This window comes from Segatella copri (assembly GCF_002224675.1).
GTDB classification, from domain to species: domain Bacteria; phylum Bacteroidota; class Bacteroidia; order Bacteroidales; family Bacteroidaceae; genus Prevotella; species Prevotella copri_U.
This window is the reverse complement of the sequence record NZ_NMPZ01000004.1, coordinates 63308-85522: the sequence shown is the minus strand read 5'-3', so window position 1 is coordinate 85522 and position 22215 is coordinate 63308. Positions and strand designations below refer to the sequence as shown.

At 40.3% G+C, this 22215-nt stretch carries 11 protein-coding genes; 3 read left to right on the top strand and 8 right to left on the bottom strand.

Translation table 11 applies throughout. The annotated features are described in order from the left end of the window. The 3 genes from CFT61_RS03865 (at nucleotide 1) to CFT61_RS03855 (ending at nucleotide 4669) form a co-directional block, all read left to right on the top strand. Nucleotides 1–2472, top strand: a complete 2472-nt coding sequence (locus CFT61_RS03865; protein WP_142990546.1) for an N-6 DNA methylase — start codon at nucleotides 1–3, stop codon at nucleotides 2470–2472. Next, a complete protein-coding gene (locus CFT61_RS03860; RefSeq protein WP_142990545.1) occupies nucleotides 2462–3370 on the top strand; it encodes a hypothetical protein in 909 nt (302 codons plus the stop codon). Before CFT61_RS03865 ends, CFT61_RS03860 begins: the two co-directional genes overlap by 11 nt. Before the next feature lie 654 nt (nucleotides 3371–4024). Continuing rightward, the gene (locus CFT61_RS03855) at nucleotides 4025–4669 is read left to right on the top strand and encodes a hypothetical protein (RefSeq protein ID WP_089543157.1); all 645 of its coding nucleotides are present in this window, start codon (nucleotides 4025–4027) and stop codon (nucleotides 4667–4669) included. 71 nt (nucleotides 4670–4740) lie between these two features. Here the strand turns inward: CFT61_RS03855 and CFT61_RS03850 are convergent, their stop codons facing one another. The 8 genes from CFT61_RS03850 to mads2 are packed head-to-tail and all read right to left on the bottom strand — an operon-like array spanning nucleotide 4741 to nucleotide 22098. Beyond that, on the bottom strand, nucleotides 4741–5292 hold the full coding sequence (locus tag CFT61_RS03850; RefSeq protein WP_089543156.1) for a hypothetical protein: 552 nt from the start codon (nucleotides 5290–5292) through the stop codon (nucleotides 4741–4743). Next, a complete protein-coding gene (locus CFT61_RS03845) occupies nucleotides 5289–5975 on the bottom strand; it encodes a PP2C family protein-serine/threonine phosphatase (protein ID WP_089543155.1) in 687 nt (228 codons plus the stop codon). Before CFT61_RS03845 ends, CFT61_RS03850 begins: the two co-directional genes overlap by 4 nt. Before the next feature lie 3 nt (nucleotides 5976–5978). After that, nucleotides 5979–11447 carry a methylation-associated defense system ATP-binding protein MAD8 gene (gene mads8, locus CFT61_RS03840; RefSeq protein ID WP_089543154.1) on the bottom strand — a complete coding sequence of 1823 codons (5469 nt, stop codon included), beginning with the start codon at nucleotides 11445–11447 and terminating at the stop codon, nucleotides 5979–5981. Next, on the bottom strand, nucleotides 11447–13003 hold the full coding sequence (gene mads7 / locus CFT61_RS03835; protein WP_089543153.1) for a methylation-associated defense system protein MAD7: 1557 nt from the start codon (nucleotides 13001–13003) through the stop codon (nucleotides 11447–11449). The genes mads8 and mads7 overlap by 1 nt, the downstream gene beginning before the upstream one ends. A 13-nt stretch (nucleotides 13004–13016) precedes the next feature. After that, nucleotides 13017–17135, bottom strand: coding sequence for a methylation-associated defense system protein kinase MAD6 (mads6, locus tag CFT61_RS03830; protein WP_089543152.1), 4119 nt, complete (start codon nucleotides 17133–17135; stop codon nucleotides 13017–13019). 12 nt (nucleotides 17136–17147) lie between these two features. Then, nucleotides 17148–18659 (bottom strand): RNA-binding domain-containing protein, encoded by a 1512-nt coding sequence (locus tag CFT61_RS03825; RefSeq protein ID WP_089543151.1) that lies wholly within the window; start codon nucleotides 18657–18659, stop codon nucleotides 17148–17150. An 8-nt stretch (nucleotides 18660–18667) separates the two neighbouring features. After that, the gene (gene mads5 / locus CFT61_RS03820) at nucleotides 18668–20074 is read right to left on the bottom strand and encodes a methylation-associated defense system restriction endonuclease subunit S MAD5 (protein ID WP_089543150.1); all 1407 of its coding nucleotides are present in this window, start codon (nucleotides 20072–20074) and stop codon (nucleotides 18668–18670) included. Next, nucleotides 20071–22098, bottom strand: coding sequence for a methylation-associated defense system DNA methyltransferase MAD2 (gene mads2 / locus CFT61_RS03815; RefSeq protein WP_089543149.1), 2028 nt, complete (start codon nucleotides 22096–22098; stop codon nucleotides 20071–20073). The genes mads5 and mads2 overlap by 4 nt, the downstream gene beginning before the upstream one ends. Between the last annotated feature and the right edge of the window lie 117 nt (nucleotides 22099–22215).

The following is a 22215-nucleotide window of genomic DNA, read 5'->3' as shown; positions in this document are numbered from 1 at the left end:
ATGAGGAAGAATCTTGTAGTGAGCAATGAGACAAAGTCTGTAATGAATCAGGTAATTGGTACCCTGAAAACAACGGGATTGTCTGGAGTTGAAATTTCAACTTTAGTAGGCATTTTGCTATATATCAAAAAGCAAAAAGCCAAGCTGGTTGATTCTTTTGAATATAATCAGCCTCTGTTTGAACTGCTGGATAGTGATGATGACTTGTATGAAGAAGCAGAGGGTGTATTCATTAGAACCATCTCAAAGATAAACATCAAGTTCATCAATCAAGCCATGCAGATGATCTGTAGTACATCCTATTCAGAAGGTGAATATCTTGATTGGTTGGATTTCTGCATCGAACAGACTATCTCAAATAAATATGCAGAGGAATTCTATACGCCAAGATACATCTGTGCACTTATAGAGTCACTCATTTCTCCTAAAGAAAAATCCATATTTGTTCCATTTGGTGGAATGATGGAGTTTGGCACTGATATGGAGAACTACGAGTATATAGATGCTGTGGAAATCAATCAAGAGATATGGCTCTTGGGAAGAATCAGACTGGGACTGGCTGATAAGCTGGATTCTGTAGATTTTACGAATGACTCTAACACGTCATGGACTAACGAGCTGTATGATGCCATTATCTCCTACCCACCACTCGGAATGAAAATGCAGATGCAGGATGAACATGCAGCCGCAAATGGCAACAAGAGAGAACTGGCAGAACTGGTAGCTGCTAACCGTTTTCTTGAGACCACATCAGAGGATGGTACTGGTGTATATTTCATGACTCCAAACATACAGTGGGCAAATGGCGAGCAAAAGAGATTCAGAATGTGGGCTATGGAAAAGCACATTGTTGATGCGGTTATTCTTTTGCCTAAAGGAATCCTCTCATATACCAGCATACCGCTAACCTGTGTCATCCTGAGAAAGAACCCTCAGTATGAAAATGCCATCAGGTTCATTGATGCTTCGAAAATGTATGATAAGAGTGACGGCAACATTCACCTTGACATTGAGAAGATAATGACTGCATATCACACTGACCAGCCAAAGGTTTCTGTCTCTATATCATATGATGATATCAGAGAATATGACTACACCTGGGACTTAACCCAATACCTTCAGCACGAAGAGTTGGAGATTCCAGAGGGATATAGGGCTGTAGCCTTGGAGGAAATCGTAGAGATTCCTTCTTGCATAAAAGGTACGGAAGCAGACAAAGGCAAGATGCTGAAAGTGACAGATTTGAGCAATGATTGGTCAAAGCCTTATATATCCCAACAGGCTCTCAACGATAGTGATAACGTTAAAGGTTGCGCAAAGCTAAAGCAAACTGCAATCATTATGTCCATGGTGAGAAATCTCAAGCCATCCATCATCAAGGCTTCCGAGCAATCCCCTGTTTGGTTGGCAAAGAACGTACTTGCCATTATTCCAGAAATGGAGATTGACATCGAGTATCTTTGCATGGTACTGAGTAAGGCTAAAATCGGTGGAACTGGTATTATACCTCATATTTCAAAGAATACGATTATGAAGTATAAACTGGCGTTGCCAGAAGACATAAGCACTCAGAAGACTCTATACAAAGAGGCATGCCAGCAGGAAGCCATGGCCAAGGCAAAAGAGACCGGTCTTCTTGATGTAATTGACAAGATGAAGACAGACTATATCAATGAAGTGCGCTCACGCAAGCACGACATGATGCCACATCTTCGTCAAATGTCAAGTGCCAGAAAGAACCTGGAGTATTACATCAACCATAAGGATTCCATGAGCGAAGAAGACTTCATGCAGGGTATGAAAGAAGAGATTGCCAACCAGAAGACAGCAATTGATTCTCTCACCACCATACTCAAGATTTTCTCTAGAGAAGATCAGTTTGGAACACCAGAAATCATCAATATTGATAAATACCTGGTTGAAAACAATCCTGATGGACAAAACTATAACTCTGAGATAGTACAAGACTACCAAGCTCTTGCAAATTATGGGTTTACCATTCCAGATACCCTCCTATCCCTCAACATGAATGGGGACAAAAACTGGCAGGAATATCTCAAAGAAATTCCAGACTACGCAGAAGGCATCAACGTCTTCATGGCAAAGGATGACCTGCAGAGACTCTGTGACAACATATTCAGTAACGCCATCAAACATGGATTCACCGATCCAAAGAGAAAAGACTATTCCATCTGGGTCAAACTCACCGTGGATGAGGAAAAAGACATGTTCCAAATCGACTTCACCAACAATGGAACACCTTTTCCTAAGGGCCTTGACAAGATACGCTATGGACTTAGGGGCGAAAAAGGTGGCATCACTGCTGGAACAGGAGAAGGCGGCTATATTGTGAGAAGCATCGTAGAACACTATGGCGGAGACTACGACCTCCTTACACAGAAAGACCTGGATTCCATTTGGTCAACCGTTCGTATTTATTTACCTATATACAGAAATGACAATGAGCAATAGTTATCATATATTGTGGATAGACGATGAGTGGGAAGAGATGACCTCTTTCCAAAAGTTCTGTAAGCTTCATTACAACATGGAGCTTACCCCATTCAAGACCCAGAAAGAAGGACTTGACACATACGCCAAGAACCCAACCTTCTGGGAAGCTGTCATATTGGACGCTAAAGTGCTTAATGAAAGCGAGCAGGAAGTGGCAAGTGTGGCTGGTCTTCAGAATGCTGTTATGAGAATCAAGGAAGAATTCAAGGAATTGCCCTACTTTATCTCAACAGGACAGCCAGACCTACTCAGCGATCAGATGTTCAAAACCATCTACAAAGTATTCTATGAAAAGGGAACTGATGACGAGAAACTTTGCGATGACATTATCCAAACGATCAACGAGCAGCCCAACAGAATCATCAAGAACAAATATCCTGAAATATTCTCCTGGCTGGAAGGGACTATCGCAGATGAAGTTTTAAGCATCATCAAGATATACGAGAATCGGGAGTTTGCAAATGCAGACACATTCAACAAAGTGAGAAAAGTCCTTGACTGGATTATGAGCTACCTGTATGACTATGGACTCCTTGCTATCAAGTTCAACGGTGCAAACCTTAATGAATGCAGCAAGTTCCTGGGACATCAGAAGCTGCAAGATATAGTACCTGTGCATATCCAACGACACCTGTATTCACTAGTATCCATTGCCAATGAAGGTTCTCATAGACAGCACATAGATGAGGAAGTAAAAACAAACAAGGCTCCTTTCCTGGTAGCATCAACCATTTTCGAACTTCTCAATGTCCTCACATGGCTACATCAACTGCCAAACGACACAGAAGAGAAGCAAACGATAGAGAAACTGGCAGGAAATTTAGCCTTTGACCTCATCAATAGGAACAATAAATAGTAAAATATATTTAGTGGTTATACACTTAAAATGTTCCTTCTTTCGAGTAAATATATTGGATATAAACAAAGCTATTCATATGGTAAAACAACATTTATATATATAGATCCCCAAAAGATAAAAAAGTATAAATAGTAAAAAAATAAGCAATTTATGAAATATTATCATTTTTTTTGTATTCAAAAATAACTAATGTTCATCTATGAAACTGAACAGAATAGGACAAGTCTTGGTTGGAAGTATATTACTCATGACGCAATAAAAGCGAAACAGAGTAAAAACTGAGCACCATAAAACGATTCGTATGCAACTACAAGTAAGCAAAGGTGGTTTTGTCAAACGAACGATTTTCTGTCAGTACGAAAGACCTCGTAGTGGGATTTTTTAGTCTTAGAAATTGCCAACATTTTGCCAACATAATTTCAAACTAAATTGAATTGGTTGGCAAAAACAAGGCTTCATTTACATACTTTCACACGATTTCATGCCATTTAGTAACGCTCTTTTAATACGAATATTCTTCTAACCTATTTAAACAAAAACTAAATGAGGTATCCATCCATGTTTGTCCACGTTTTGCCAAAATGATACAACTGAACAAATATTATTGTATCTTTGCATCCTAGAAATGTTCAACTCTAAAATATATAAGTAATGAAGAAACTAGGAAATCTTTTATGTACAGCCATAGCCTTAATAGCTATGACTTCATGTGGTGCTTTCAAAAGCTATGTAGCAGACTATTCTATTGGATTAAAAACTGTAGAGAGTCCTGCTAATGCAAAACAGCAGTTTGGAGATACTAAAGTAGTAAATTTCCAAGATGGAACAACCAACAAGTATCGTTATGAAGATGATTACATCAATATCGTATGGTATGTTGGCTCCAAACAGTTTAATTTTGATTTAACCAACAAGTCCGGACATACCCTTAAAATTAATTGGGATGATATAAGCTATGTTGATTACAAAGGCCAAACAGGTCGAGTTATGCACTCTGGCATGAAATACAATGAGCGCAACAACAGTCAACCAGCCTCTACAGTACCTAAAGGTGCAAGTTTATCAGACCTACTCTTACCTACAGACAACGTCTATTTCGTATCTGGCCAATATGGAGGATGGAGAGAAAAATACTTGATACCATGCGTTTATAACGATGCTGCCACAAGAGATGCACAAGCTTCATCATATGTAGGCAAGACTATGACTATCATGATGCCAATCATGATAGAGAATGTACAGAATGATTATACCTTTACATTCAGCATTGACAAACTATTAAATAATTCTACGTAGTTCCACAAACTGTATAACAAAAACAAAGCCATCTGCTCAAACAGATGACTTTGTTTTTGTTTATTGCATTTTCAACTATTGACAATCTCTATAACTTTGATCTCTCCATTAGTTCTATAATTGCCAACTTTTAACCCTCTAAGCACTTTATTCGCCTCCAGAATATCACCCTTTTTTATTTTACAAACAAAAAGAATATCCCCTTCTTTCAAACTGCTATTCTGGGTTGAAGTAACTTTAAGAACATTTTGCCCATCTATTGCACAAACATCAAAGTTCACAACTCGGTTCAAATACTGAATCATTATTCTCGTACCAACCTCTAAGGCATTGATATAGACAGTTTCATCTTTATATCCCCATTCACTATCTAGCATCTTTGAAGAAGAATAAATGTCCCAAGATTTATACCCCATATACAATGCTATTGTATTAAGAGTGTACTCGCTCGTTTTTCTCTCATCATTGATGTAATTAAATAGGCGCTTTAGGGTTGTTACGCCAATAGTTCGTCCAGTATCCTTATATATATAAGATGATAACAGACCAAAATCTGCGGCCTTATCAAACATAAGTCCAAACTTTATTTTAATATCATCAATTATAGTATCATTTAATATCATATTTCAATCTTTATGAATGAAAAATTATCAGAAACACGAGGAGCAAATGAATCAAAATCATCCTTCTTGTTTTCATTATAATCCACTATTCTTGTCATGTCAAGTTCTTTATGAAGTCCATCCGTACAAAGGATAAAAATATCACCTTTTTCGATTTTGACTTTACGTATAGGAGCAACATCTACCGGAACATCGCCCATTATAGACTTTGTGACAACAGAAGCATACTTATCATAACTTGATGGTACAAGACTCCTTATCTTAGCTAATTCATTTATGACAGAATGGTCTTCCGTGCGATAGACTTCTTTACCATCCCTATACATATATATACGACTATCACCCAACCATGACAGATATGCATACCCCTTAGTAATAAAGAGAACAGTTACAACACATCCCATCTTTGAGACACCAAGCGCTATACGTTTCAGCATAAGTGCATCGTTAGCAAATGAAATAGCTTCCTTCAACAAAATGGCAGGTTCAAAACTTGTATAGTTTAATTCGATAAAGTCTAGCAAAGCGTCACCAACTACCTTCGACGCCATAGCACCTTCAGAATAGCCTCCCATGCCATCAGCTACAACAAATGCACAAGATTCTTCAGAAAGAGAACCATGAACAACATAGTCCTGGTTCTCTTCCCTACTACCTTTGTTTGTATATTCAAATACCTTCATATATTACTTCACCGCTTGAATCGTATCACCACCATGTTTTGTTACACGAGGGCGTATGCTTATCTTTATTGGACGTTGAGTAATAGCTTTGTCTGAAGCCTTGTTTGCCCACAGATAAGCTTCTCCAGAACCAAGTGCAGCCATTTCTGTTGCAGTAAGCGTTTGGAGCGGAGTTATTGCCTTTTGAACATGTTTTACCCATGCAGGAGAACTGAATCTATGCATAACAACAATAGAACTTAGCTCTATAATCTCCGTTGGAAGACTCATTGGATCCTGACTGGCAATCATGATAGAAACTCCTTTATGACGCATCTCACGAATGGCTGTTGTTATAGAACTAACCAATTCCTTATTGTTCATATACTTGTGAGCTTCATCAAAAACGATAAACTTGTTGAATGCCTGACCATCAACCCTCATTACTGAAGAGAAGATATTAAGCATTACCACAAAAAGCCCAAGAGCCTCATCTTTTTCAATGAATTCATCACGCAAGTCAACAATGATAAGCCTTCCTGGTTTCAAATACTGTTGCAACTTATTTCCATCCGTGATATATTCTTCAGCGAAATCAAGTTTTTGTTCTGCAAGAGAACGCTGAGAAGAACTCATGTGATTACTGTTTGCCACACCATTTCGGATGTTTACTAAACTCATATCATTACGACATGCCTTCATTATCTGCTTTAACTCCTTTATATAAGTAGAGTCATTTCCCATAGCACCAAGTAAAAACATCCAGTCCTTAACAGACAATTCTGAAGAATCAAAGCCAATAGAATGGACTTCAAGATCAGGATATTCCGACTTTCTGGTTTCAACCTGGCTTTCAGGAGCCAATAAGATTACATCCTTAATATTGCCTGGCTTTGCACCATATTCTGCTTTCAGCTTAGCCAATTGACCAGACTCATCGTTTGGATATACCATAGAAGTAAATTCTGGAGCATATTCCATACTGTCACTATAGTGGAATATGACACTTGCCATCGGAGCTGGCAGCTTATTCACCTTGGAAAATTGACGAAGTACCATCTCTGTTATGGAACCAATAGTATAGCTCTTACCGGCACCCTGAACACCAAACAAGCTAACTGTATTACACTCGTTCAAATCCAGACCTATGACACGCCCATTACTAATCATCTTACCCAGCACACCATACTGAGGAGAAGCACCATTTTTTCCTATGATTACATCGCAATTTGGCTCTTGATAATCCGGATCCGAAATTTCTTGCGATACATTTTCTATAGTCACATTACCAGCACTGCCATTCCCAGATTGAGACTGCCCAACATGAGATTGTTCTACAGGTGTAAACGAAACTGACGGCTGTTCATTTTGTTCATTTGACGAAACAGCCGTATGTTCAGAACTCGGTTGCGTTTCTACATCAGATGTAACTGTTGTTTTCTTCGGAATGACAATCTCGCATTCATCATTTTGCTCAGATTCTTCAGTATTCTGATTCTGCTGAAGAAGAATGGCATCATCCACATGCACATTCACCGGACTATATGTAGGCTCAAAATAATTAACAAATTCTTTGTCCATAGCCTCAAGTGCCTGTGTATCAAGAGAGCCTTCTGTATTTAGAATTTCTCCTATCACAGGTTCGCCCATAGTATAAATCACAGCATCCCCATAGAAATCTTTCTTCTGACGTTCCATTTGGGTAAAGTCGAAAACCACTCCTAGTTGCTTGAAACGGATTGTATATCCATCAGCCAATTTGCTCAGAAATTCCAAATATTCATGAGCATATAATGGATCCAACTGTCCATATCGCATTGCTCGGCGGATATAGAACTCCAGAAAAGACTTCAGTTCAAGCACCTTTAACTCTCTATCGAGACGGTCGTACCCATCGACGGCCATTTCAAAGTGAGAACGAAGGGCAAAGATGGTATTTTCTATTTGATTAACCATCTTAGCATGAAGTTCTTCCATATTGTAATGAGCATTGCGGCACTTAATTTCAACTACTGTAAAGAGTATCTCTTTCTTTGCAGAATCAATTTTCACAACAAGATTATCTGCACGCTCCTTATTTTCGTTATCCAAGTCCACAAACAGCTCCTTATGGAGGTCAATCGGAATAAGGAAAGACTCTTTGGTAATACCTTTCTTTTCTAAGAAGCGTTTACACAAAGTTGTTCCTATAACCTCAAATCCCTTACGAGAAGTTGCGTTAACCTGCATGATAAGCGAACTACTTACAGAACGTACATCTTCCAGTATCTGCTTGAAATTCTCATACTTTTCCAGATTAATACCATATTCCTTGAACAAAGGTATCATCAGAGCTCCAATTTCGCTTGTAGGCTTTGTGGTCAGATATGATGACACACCTGTTGCTTCCTCGCCTGGAATATAGTCGAGGAGATAAAGATTATCATTATCACCCAAACAAGGAAGATCATAGAACTCTGGTCCCATATTCTTATCAAAGGTGATTACCCAGTCGCTACTGTCATGTACGAAAGATAGAAGCATCATGTCATTCTCCTTCAAGCGGAGAGTTGTTGCCGGAACAGATTCTTCAAGCGTTGAAGAAAGCAATTTACCTGTAGCCTCTTGCAGACGAGCGAACAGGCTGACTTCCATATTTGCCGACTCAGATACCGGATTTGGCAAAGTCTTATTTGAGAAATAGCGATTCCAAACAAATGACTTACCTTCCTTTACGGCATTAACCACATTTCTGCAAATCGTACCATTCAAATAGAAAGAACGGCTCAATTCATCAGGACGTACTAATTCGGTATTGACGGCAAATGGATTTACCAGAAATGACAGATGTGCCTGATACTTGTTATGATCATCTATAAAATCGCTAACCCTATTCAACGAGAAGCGCAGTTTTGGGAACAAGCGATTAGCAGAAACTTGTGAGAAGACCTCTGCCTCAGGAGCACCAGCAGCATCAGGATCAAGTAAATCCTTAAAGGCTTCACCTGATTGCAACATGTTGTTATCTGAGAACAAACGCACTTCATAAGTCAGTCCTATTCCCAAACCGATTTTCTCCAATTCAATAAGAGCCTGTGCAAATACCGCTGCATCACCGGCATTGAACAAGTTGATAACCAGTTTATCTGTATAAGGATGAGATAGTCCGTAATTGAAAAGATGACGAACAACCAACTCTTTACTTACATCGCTGTCTATTCGTTTCTCACGAGCCACATTCAGCAACATTGCTGTATATGATTTCAACTGGCGGTAACCTGAAGCAAATGATTCCTGACCAAAGGCAGGTTGTGCATATGCACCCCAACCGAAAGTAATCTCTCCGATGTATTGGTATGCCTCTTTCAAAGAGTTCTCACAGAGTATCAGCGGAGCAATTTCCATTGGCAAGAGACCTAGGAATAACTTATCCAATTTTCTATACCAGGCCTTACGATACAACGGGTGCTCCAGTGTCTTTTCTTCCCAGTCTTGATATAACTCATAGAGATTTACCATCCAGGCAAGACGCAATGGATGAAGTGGTGTGATGAGTTTTACATGGGTATTTGAACCATCTGGCAACTCAACAGTGAGACGAACAGTATCAAGATTCTGGAGAGTAATAAATTGCTCTTCATTCAAATTCTGTTCACCCGCATTTCTCAACCATGTATCATATTCAGACAGATATGCTTTTACAAGACCCATATTTGTCGTGAAATCAGTAGTACATACCAAACCTGCTCCATGATCTGCAGATTCACGAATCACGGCAAACAATTCCTCACGCAATGCCGAAAGTTCATTTGGAATATTCAATCCTTTTGCTTCGACGAACAATGGAAATTGTCTTGCCTTGTCAGTTGGGTCCAAGAGTTTTGTATCTGTAGGATTTCCACTAAGAAAAGCCTCCACATGTCCGAAAGCCGAATCATTCTGCAAGAAAGTTGTTTCAAGCTGAATCAGCTTCTTAGGCAACTGTATCTGATAAGCATAAGCTGCGCCAAAATCAAATTGGTATGTATTGTTGAGAGACCCCTCTATCCAAGCATTTCTATCCGTTCCTCCCTGAGGGAGTTCCAACTCTTCACCCTTATAGAGATGGGTACTGCGATAATGTATGATACCCTGAGTAAAACTGTTTACTTTTCCACGCTTATCAACAGTACCATCATCTATGAAATCATCTTCTGTGATAGTAAAACTTTCTGATTCGTTACAATACGCCACATGCTGCTCCAAACGAAACTGTTCCATCTGGAGATTTGGATTTTGCTCTTTAGCATCAAGCCAGGCAGCCTGTACTCGCTCTTCCTTAAATTCTTTCAAGGCATCAAGAACGATTCCATTTTCGTCAAGAGCACGAACACGGAGCAGATATTCACCTTCTTCAAACATACCATGAGATATATTCAAGGAAAGTTTTCGGGAGGCACGCTTATTGGTTCCTACCTTTGCCTTTTTCAAAACCCCTACTTCTGAGAAGTCATCGATTTTCACCAATGCGATCTCAAAAGAAAAGATATCAGGATAGTCTTTTGGAGATGGATCTGTAGTGATGGTAAATGATACCTTACCTTTCTTTTCCTGTGGGATACCCAAAACCAAAGTTCCCGTATCAGCATCACGAACGAGTTCTTTCTTTGGTTCCTTTCCAGGAACAATATCCACCTTAACCTTTATAGGCTTATCCTCAATACCCTTATCAATCCATGGCAATTCTGCATAGTTGAATTCTGGGTGAAAATCATGGATATTCTCAAAAAGAGACAGTGCATCCTCTATATGATCTGTCGTCGTAAAGTATTGCATTAATTCCTTCTGAACGGTATTTCTAACCAGAGGTAAACTTGCAATTCTATCGGCTGCAGTTATAGAAAAATCTGCCATCACAGATGATACCTTCTCTTTATTGAGCATGAATCTTCTTCTTACAGATCCCTCGTTTTTTACAAGATCCTTATCTGGCAACATACCAAACAGATAGAGCCCATTTCCCCAAGCTTCATCGGCATACTGCTCTATTTCGAGATAAAGCAGATATTTTACCACCGCTGATCTTGAAGGCTTAATCTCTTCAAACAAATCTGTCATCTGTTTCCATAAATACTTTTTCTCCTCAGGCAACTCAACTATGAGTTTCATCATGAAAGTATCTTGGAGTTTTGCCACAGAAAGATTCTGGAACGTAGCATCACCATAAGAGTCTTCTGCTGATGTACGACTGTTTGAAGGTACAAGAACCAATACCGACTTATCTGGATTGTTTCTTAACTCAATCAGTTTCGTTGCATGTATAAAATCGTCACCCTTCTCTGTTTCCGAAAGAATGAATACTTCCATATTACCATTCAAAGGACGGAGCAGTGGAAGCAATACACGCAGTTCTTTCATCGCCAAGCCTGTAATCTTCATGCAATGACCAGGCTTGGCAGCTTTCAGCTTTGGCGAATAGCTTTCAACGACATGCTGAATAAAGCGTTCATAATATAATGTTTTAATATTTTCCATTAGTCTTCCAATTTATAACGTGGACGAATTTTTTGAAGGATACAAGCATCGCTCATATCTGTGTAGAATCCAATCTGACGCAACTTGTTCTTGAAAGCTTCCATATTCAGATGGAATGCTGCATTCATTTCTACATCAGCATCAGCAAAGCGCTCGTCTTCTATACCATTGATGATGAGACCGTAACGCTCACGGATAGCACTAGCCAACTCATCGATAGAGAGTGAACGGGTTTCGTAACCACCATTCGGTTTTTCTTTGAGCACCAGAAGCTGAACCATTGTTTCCAGCAACTTGCTTCCAAGAGCACCTCGACGTGGATGGCGCTTAGAACGGCTGTCGGCCATCAGCATAGAAGAACTGTTCTTCATCGATACTGCATCTATGAACTCTCGAAGATAGCGATATTGGCTGGCTCCTAAGTTTGACTTCTCCAAAACATGTACAAACATATCAAAGTAGTCATTCTCAGGGAAGAACTCCAGCATTTCACGGAAGTCGTTTTTGTCAAACTCCTTTTCATCACTGTTAGGAAGATTATTCTCTATATCCTTGAGTTTCACTTCATAGTACTCACCCTGCTTATCATTGTCTTCTTTCAATATGCGGAGAGCCTCATCCACGCTACAGGATTTTCTATCCTGTATGATGTCAATCATATAAGTAGCACGAATATACTTACCATAGCTGTTTTCCATACGCTCTATGTCCTTACAAGCATATGGAGCTACGATGCTATCCAAGTTATCTGTTACATCTACCACCATAGACCAGTCATCCTCTACCTCACGAGTGCCTGCCTCTATCATCTTAGGCAGAAGATAAACAACCTTCATGGTATAAAGTGTCAGATGCAATCCGCAAAGGATTCTGAGATAATCGATGAAGACGGCTCTCGGGAGTTTATCCTTGTAAATCAGCAGTCTGCGGATGTCATCTGTAAACAAGGCCGCCTGCTTCTTCAACAATGGCAATGGAATGACATCCACCTCCTTGTTCATACTCTTGCGTTCGCGCAATGGCTTGGTTATGTAGAGAATGCCTGTAGTATCTACATCAAGTTCCTCCTGCGTATTAATCTCACCAGAAGATTTATCCCAACCCTTACTCAGATATTTTACTAACCCATTCATTACCTCTGGATTACTCTTCAGCATCAGGTAAAGTTGGTCGGAAGCACGATAGTCTCTACAATATTTACTGTTCTGCACACGGAAACTAAGCAGGTGGAGCGGCTTCAAGGCAGATACATGTTCCTTGATAACATTACCACGGTTCACCAGTTCCAACAATGAGCTACGAAGCCAGTCTTCTACACCATCAGGATTGTCAGTTACACCATTGAGAACACCCTGGGCTTCTAATTTTTCCAAGTTATCTTTAAGTATATCGATGGTGTACTCTTTTCTAAACGCCAACGATACAGGCTGTCCACCTGCATACATCTTAGTAAACAGATTGGTAAGAACACGATCCAATTTTACCGACTTAAAATCCACATAGAGCAAGTCTTTATTCAAGAATGGGACGGTTCCTTTCTTTAATTTCAGTATCATAATCGTATTCTCCTTATGCTTTAAGAGGTTCTATAACTATATGCTTATTATTGTCCAGACGAACTATGGTGAATTTTCTGTTATTCTTCGTAACGAGAATTTCCGAGTAAGTCTTTGCCTCCAAGAGGTTCTTGAATATCTGAAGTTCTATGAAACGACCACGCAAATCGTTAACGGAAGGACTGAAACCTGCACGAATATATTGCAACATTTCATAAAGATCAAGACTGACTGTCAACTGGATGAATTTATCCATCTTGTGACGGAAAGTCAAGCTGTCACTCTCATACTCAATATACTTTGTCAAATGATCAGTCTTATTCACAAACAGTTCAAACTCATCTAGAGGAAATCTGCGATAACTCTTTGATATAGGATCAGCCACATTAGAACTTGCCAACAGAAGATATCCCTCCGTCAACAGAACATTGTCACAGCCTTCACTTGCCGAGATGGCACGTGCCAGATCCTGCTTGGTTTCGTTCAGTGATTTTTCATCTTCAACACGAAGTTGCTCTTCAAACTTGCTGGCATAACGATACGGCAAACGTCTGCGGTAGTCGATGGTGCCCTCAAAATACTGATGACGCACAAAAGTCTTGTGGCGACTAGTAACCTTCATTCTTATTTCGTCAGACTTTACTTCGTATGCAGGTATAATTACATTATTTTCATTGAAATCATTCAGCAGACTATGCTTTCTGTCGCTGAATATCAGATATCCATCAGGGCGCTTACTGCTGTAATAGAGATCACGGTCGAATGCAGGCAGGGCAACACCAGCTACATCAGTTTCACGGAGCAATTTAACCAGACGGTCATTTGAGTCAAGTGACGGAAGTATGAAATCATCCACAGTTCTTTCTACTGGCGCTGTAAGATTAAAATAATAGTATTGCCAATAGTATTCTGGAATACGTTCTGTCTGAACATATTCTACCAGCTGCTTTACTTCATCACAAGAGTAGTCACGAGTAAGCATCCATGCTATCATTGAGCGGAGATCACGCATAGTAATGTGAAGTTCACGCTTATATACGATGGTTCTAACCAACCATTCAAGACGGCTGATTACCTCATCTCCAGCACTGCTGTCCTGGAACGTATCTACATTATATTTGATATAGCATCGATCAGCTATCGGACATCCTTCACACTTTGACCACAATTCCGGACGAGTAAGTTTCTTAACCTGCTGAGCCAACAGACTTGGAGTCTGACCATCCTTTGCAGTTACAGAGCGAAGGTTCAAATTGATAACCATTAATCCCGGAAGCAGTTCTACATGTCCTTCTTTATAAAAGTACTCCTCAATGTTGTCTTGAAGCTTTTTAAACTCCTGTCTCGTAGAAAGGAAATCAACCAATCTACCTTCGTTAATGGCAATTACACGCCCCTCAGTAGCCTTTGTATAGTCTGTCTGATTTGTAAAAGGAGCAAGGAACTCTGCCAGCACATCGTCATTTGCCTTATCATCTTCATCCTGAGAACCATCATAGTTTGATTCAAAGCGCACTCCATTGAGATAGAAACAAGATCCATTGTTCGAATCATACGCCTTCTTGTCTGTACCTTGACTTTCAATTCTATGGATGAATGCGGTCTTTCCGTCTCCGGCATTACCGGTAATGATTATCAGCTTGTACTTCAGATTCTTGATATCCTTGATCAGTTCCTTATCAAGCTTTGTCTCAGAATAGGTAAGATCATCAAAAGCATGAGCTTTTGAGCCAGCACGAGTACCGCTATTGCCATGACGACTTTGACTATATAGAGAATTAATATAGTCAACAGGATTTGCATTTACCGTAGGAGAATCGAGGATGCATGAAGTATCCTTCAATATTCTGTCAACACCAATCTTCTGTAATGCTTCAAGCATCTCTTTTGCAGAAGTAAAACGCTTGGTTCTATCTGTTATGATAGACTTCATCACAAACTCTGCTATTTCATCCGTCAGCTTATCATTATACTTACGGATATCTGTTGGCAATGTATGAATACTTGGACGCATGTTGCTACCTGGCCATGGATAAGCATGAGCCAACAGTTCATACATAGTAATACCCAAAGCAAAGGTGTCGGCAGACTTGTCCCAATCAATCTTATTGCCACTTACAATCAGGTCTGGAGCCATATATGGAAATGTACCGCCAAACGACTTGTCATCTGTAGTAGTAGATATATTGAAATCTATCAGCTTATAAAGTTGACGCTTATGCCACATGATATTACTTGGCTTGATGTCTCTGTGATAAACTGGCGGATTTTGCTCCTCCTGCATATATTTCAGTGCTCCAAGTATCTGGATAGCCATCTTATATACCTCATCAACAGGCAAACGAAGGTCACCCCTGGTATAGTTCTGAAGGTTTTCTCCTTCAAGAAGTTCCATCAGGGTATAGAACAATCCTTGCTGAGTTCTATCAATATATTTAAATTCAACGATATTAGGATGATGAAGCGATTTCAATGCCTCAAACTCGTTAATAGCATTATCCACCGATGCATCACGCTCAAATATCTTGATGGCAAGATATTGCTTCTGCATATCATGCCATACCTTGAACACACGTCCAAAGCCTCCCTTACCCAGTATTTCATGAAGTGTCAATGAAGGAGTTACCTTCACTCCTGGCTTCATATCTTTCAGATACCAGGTTTTCTTCTCTTCTGTTTTTCCACCAGTTGTAGAATGAACGGTCTGGATTGTCTTCTTTTCCTCTTCTATAGAGTTATTGATAAACGTGATAAACTCATCTGCATCTTGCCATCGTTCGTCTAAGTTTGCCACTATCGTATGCTTCACGATTTCATCCATCCATGCCGGCAAATCTTTTGAGACCTTACTTGGCAACAGGTCATCTGGCAGTTTACCTCCCATTACTGCACTGAAAATCAAGCTGCTATCAAATGGCTTTTTACCGACCATCAGCTCATAGAAGATGACACCCAACGAGAATATATCACTACCTGCACAGGCATCGTTTTCCATAAATTCCGGTGCTGAATAGGGAGATTTCATGTCAATGTCATTCTTCACCGTAAAGCTGAAGTCAGAGTGTTCTACAAACCATGCCATGCCAAAGTTGGCAAGAGCAGCCTTACCACCTTCAAACACATATATATTCTCCGGGCAAACGTTGCGATGGAATACCTGTTCCTGATGAGCAGCCTTTAATGCATGCGCCACATCAAGGATAATACTGATCTTATCTGTCTGCTTAAAGGTCTTCAAACGCAGTTTGCTGCGGAGTGAACTTTCATCCTGATAACGGCTGATTTCATAATAGTAAGTCTGCTCCTCATTCATACGACAGATGGTCTGAACGATGTATGGAGACGTACCTATCTTCTCCTGGGCAAGACTTGCATTCTGAACCTTCAGCGTAAGTTCCTCCAGTTCCTTCGGACTCTTTCCTACAACATCAAGAGGATATTCACGAATCTTATAATGTGCTGTGGCTATGAGCTTTGGCACACATAGATATTCTGTAAATTCTTCCGTTTCCTGAAGTACTTCCTCTATCTGATAGTTGAAAATTTCCGTACGTTCTGTCTTGCGACGTTCCACAGATTGACCGGTCAGCAAATCGGTCAATTGATTCTGCAAATCGAGGATTGCCCCTGCTTTTCGTCCTACCCTCTCCGGATTGGTCAAGAAATCAATAAGCTCATTACCCAAGGTAAAGGTTTGTCCGTAACAGTCGCAGGTAGGATCAAGTCCGAACTTAGACTGCTGCGGATGACTCAGAGTTATAGCCGTCTGAATCAGACCGAAATGCCAATCTGGATGCTGATTTTTTATTTTACTTGCAAGAATACGACTTTTAAGGCCTGCTGTCTTATGTGGATTAGCCACCTCCTGACCACTACGGAACCAAGCCCAATCATCTCCTTCAAGATTGCCAGCCCAGTCTTTGTTCTCAAGGTGATAAATTGCATGCGGAGCTAACACAATACAGTCATACTCCCAATATTTCATAACTCGGTTGGGACCTGTTATCGGGATATTGAGATTCGGAATGACCATATAGTTGTCTGGCAGTTTCACACAAAGAAAGTCCAGCAAACGCTGTTCTCCAGCGTTCACAGGTCCATCATCATGTATGGGTTTTCTTAATTGTGCCATATTGTTTTGTTTTTAAATTAATACCTGCCACTCTCCGTGTTTTCTTCCGCCAACACGTTTCAGCAAGCCTTTCTTCTGTAATTTTGCTATAATGAATTTTACTCCATCCTCCGTAATATTACCTAGTGCATTAGCAGCATCTACTCTGGTTGCCTTAGGATTGCCTTTAAAGTATTCCAATACTTCCTTTTGGGTAGTATCCAAATTCTTTTGGGTAGCGATTTCTCTCTTTTGGGTAGTACTTATATCCTCAAATTGCTCCTTTTGGGTAGTAGAATCACTCTTTTGGGTAGCGTTTTCTCCCTTTTGGGTAGTACTTATATCCTCAAATGGCCCCTTTTGGGTAGTAGAATCGCTCTTTTGGATAGTTCTCGGTATTGTTACCTTAAACTCTTTTCCGTTTACATCGTTTTCCAACCGAATATCAGGATATTCTGCAAGAATACGGACGATACCCGAACCTATACCTTTATAATATAAGGCATTGGTGGCAAAGGTGGCCATATATGGATTACGCTGGTAGGTCTTACCATTGCGTATATCCTCTTCTGTTAGTCCTCCAGCCAAAGCTCCAGGACTGATTACCTCCACTCTGTTGTCAAAGACGAAAAGGCGGATGGGAGCAGGACGCAGCAGATCACGATGCACAAGTGCATTCTGAACAACTTCTTCCAAAACCTCTTCTGCTATCTCCAACTTGCCTAACGTATTGAACGATGCTCCTTCTTCCTGCACATTGTGCAGATTGGCTTTGAGAAAAGCCATGCTCTTGTTGTAAAGCTGCGACATATTGCCCAATATTTCTTTGGAGTCACGATATTGTGTGCCTGCGAGATCATTTCCGAAAAATGATACGGCTTTTACCATGCAAGTTGGACAATTGTACTCTGGATGTTTGCCAAAGAACAGGTATCCGGCAAGTGTCGGTACGCCATGATGATTAAGAATATGTATATTCTTTAATACCTGTTCCGCCTTACCTCCAAATCCGTCTAACGTCGTAGCATAAACCTTCTGAAGGTATTCGTCAATGGCATAGCGGTCAAGATCATCAAACGTCGTACCGTTCACACCAGCGGCATCTGGTTGATAACTGCCTGAGTCTTGAAACAGGGCAAGAATCTCCGAGTTCTCTGTAATGCGACGTTTATCGGCTCCTTGCTTCACCCAAATTTCTCCGTTGAGATTCTTGTAAGGCTTGTTTTTACCTTCCTCGACAGAACATATCAGGAAATGCTTTTCTTCCATGCGCACAACCTCCGTTTCAATATAGATGGTTGGGCGCACTTGCTCATTGGCAGCATTGCCAAGTTCACGACTGATTACCTGAATCTCATCGTATGACAGACCTACAAGCTTGCCACATTTGTCTTCCACACCAAAGAGGATTACTCCACCTTTGGTATTGGCAAAGGCAATCATCTCTTTTGCTATTTCCTTCTGAGAAGTAAACGATTCCTTAAACTGTACCTTAGTGGTTTCACCACAAAGACACAGGTCTTTAAAAGTATCTTCTGTCATCATATAATCATTTAATGTTTAGTCCACTTTTCGATTTCTTGTTCGACCATGCGGATGGCTTTGTGCTCGCAATTATTGGCCTCATATCGTTTGGTATGTGCTTCTTTAACTATTGAGTCTATTTTTAGCATTGTCTCCTTGCCCAATATAGGGACTGGCAATTCTAAAACCAATTTTGGAATAGGACGGCAAAGTTTTGTCCCAGCCTGAATGTTTCTTAGGAATCTAAATCCATAATCAGATGCCAACCAAGCGTAAAGGTAGCCAGAAGGTATTTCATCATTTGTCTTCATACGGATAAATTCTCCAGAAACAAGTTGACCGACCAAATCTTCATTTGCAAATATTGCACGGCAAAATGTCTCACTTTCGCCTAATGTTCCCACACCGGCAATAAGGACTTCTCCGTATTCAACTAAATTGTCGGTCTTTACTCCACGCTTAGATATATATTTACCTTTTACTATATTATCAAAGATGTCTTTTTGGTTTATCAGCATAACTCCAAATCCCTCTTTCACTTCAACACGTGGAAAAGACCCCGTTGAGAATGTGTCTCCCCCAAGTAACACTTCTCTAAGAGATTTCGTCTTGCAGACAATGGAATCCTTTGTTTTACGAATTCTTTCAGACAAATTGAATGCATTGATGGTTGTCGTAGTTATATCCTTACGCTTAATGCTAAAACAAGAGACCTTGCGTTCGGCATTTCTTGGACCAAAATAATCATAATCTTCGGAAGTTAATTCTCGAAGGTTCGCTTCTGTTTTCAATAGTAGTTCTGCTTTCGTAAGCATATCTGCCGCTTCTTCTCTCAATCTTGTAGCTTCCTGTACCAAATTATCTACTTCTTGCTGGAAGGATTCTGAAAAATCAGGAATGGGAAGCTGTCCAACCATTTTATCAGTAATAAAAGGTTGAACTCCTCCTGTTGCATGTTTCCAAAAAGACAAGTTACCTATTTTTGAAACCAAATATGCATATATAAAACCTTTTTTAAATTGGGGTTTTACAACGATTCGAATAATATTATCAGACCCTTGTGTTCGATATTTTTCCCAATATTTTGGAACAAAAACAGTTTGACCTATAGCCCCAACTCTTCCTGTTAATATCATACCACCTTTCAATAACGCAGATTCATCATATCCATATTTCTTCGAACTATATTTGCAAGCGTTAAATGGATTTAAAGATGAAGCGTCAGAATTACTTAAAAAAGGATCTCCAAATTCAGCTTTAGTATAGACACGTTTATTTCTCCCAGATGTAAAAATCTCGGAACAATAATATGATAATGCTTGTGATGAGTGACTTGTAATTACCGAATCGAAGATATTGACATCTGCATTGTGATAGCTTCCGTCAAATCTCTTACTCTTAAGTATTTCCTTACTGTTAAGTTGGCGATATTTCATGCTTTTCCCTCCTTAAACTCTTTATACGCCTTCGCCACTTTTGGCAGATCATCCGCCAAGTGCTTGATACGTTCTCTACGTTGTCTTACTATCTCACGTCCGTTATCAGCGTATGTGAGCCATTTTTTATAATGTTCAAACAGAATTTCGGCTCCGTCATCGTCCTTTACATATACAGGAACACCACGACGGTCTTTGCCTACCTGTTCTACAATTGCCATAAATACGTCATAGTTCTCATTCGCAATAGGCACAAGCATTTCTGCATCCGTCTTCTTCTGAAGGAAGAGGAGTGATGCCTGCACACCTACCTGTGGCAAGAAAGTCTCTACAGGCAAATCCACACTTGCCAGGAGTTTGAAATGCTGGAGAATCCACAAACGTACACTCTCCGTATTTGGATTGCCCAAAATACCATCAGGCAATACGATTGCCATTTTGCCGCCAGGCTTCAAGAAGTTGTAACATGCCTCAATAAAAAGTACTTCTGGAGCCTTGCTGCTCAATTCATATCGCGCAGCAATCTCCTGATCTACTTCTACTTTCGTACCAAACGGAGGGTTCGTAAATACCATATCAAACTTGCCCTGTGCGTTTGTTGCAGGAGTTTCAAAATGGAAATCACGGTCGGCACTGTGACTGATACTTTCATTTACAGCCTCAGCAATATGAGGAACATCTGGTTTGCTACCATAAGGATAATCCAGAGAGTTGATGTTATAGATATTTGAATGTCCGTCACCAGCCATCACCATATTCATACGTGCAGCCTTCTTCAAGTCCGGGTCGAAATCGAAACCGAATATCATTTTCTCGGCATACTCTCGAACGGCATCATCCACCTCAGCTGAGTTCAGTTTGGCTTCAAGGTGCATCTCGTCCAATTCCGGATAGAAATTACGGGCTATCTTGTGGCGCACATGGTCGAGTACCATCACAAGGAAACCACCCGAACCACAAGCAGGGTCGAGCACACGACAATTCTGGTCGGGATCAAGCATCTCAACCATACATTTGATAATATTACGAGGTGTAAAGAACTGACCAGCCGCCTGCTTCAGCGTGTTGCTTACGATGGTTTCATAGGCTGTACCCTTCACGTCAACCGTAGCATCAAGGAAAGAATACTTTGCCAGTTCACTTGCTACAAAAGCAAGACCACGGTCGGAGAGAGTAATTTGCTCACTGCCATCGAACACATCCTTAAAGACATGACTGTCCTTCAAATCCTCGAAGATTCCCTTGATTCGCTCAGCAACAGCATGCTGACCTTCTGGAGTATTCTGTTCTTTCACACCCACCCAAAAACGACGGCGATAACTGATGCCCTCTCTTGCATCAGAGAAGCGACGTTTCTCGTCATAGAGCTTGCAGAATATCAGGTTGAGAAGTTCCCAAAAAGCAGTTTTCTTCATACCCTCGTTACCATAGATATAATCATGACAACGCTTAAAGGTCTTGACAAGCGATTCATTGGCAGGTTTACGTGGCACAGCTCTTTCTCCCTGTTTTTCAAGGTCTTCAAGTGTCTGTCCCTCGGCAGGAAAATCAGAAATTGGCTCACAGGTCACCTGTCCGAAATCATCTTCAAAGGCATGTACATATTGCAGGTCTTCACCGTTTGTCCAACAGGCGAACTCGCAATCTGTAGTACTCAGAATATTTTCTGTTGTAGCCTCAACACCAGCCTTTTTATCGGTTGGCTTCACTTTGGCATCTTTTGCTACAATGATAAAGCGGATTAGCTCATCTTCATCATGGGCACGACCAGCATTAAAGATGGCCAAATCCACTTTTTGAGTTTTGTTTTTACCAGTATCAACATCCTCATACTTCACCTTATAGTCACGCTCCATATCCTCAGAAGCGAAACCATACTCTTCCGTCATCATTGCAATCATCGACTGCAAAGTCATTTCTTTTTCTGTGGCTTTCACCACACGATTAGTGAGCGAACACACCATTTCGTTCTCGCCAAGAACAATCTCGTTCTGGGAGCCTATATTGTTTTCTGAATTTGCCATAATGCAAAAATAATCATTTTATTCCATATAGCCATATCCATGTTGGTCCATCTTCACTTTCACCTAGTATTGGTAAGAGATGATGGCTAACTTTATAAAAATGGCACTTGGAAAGTT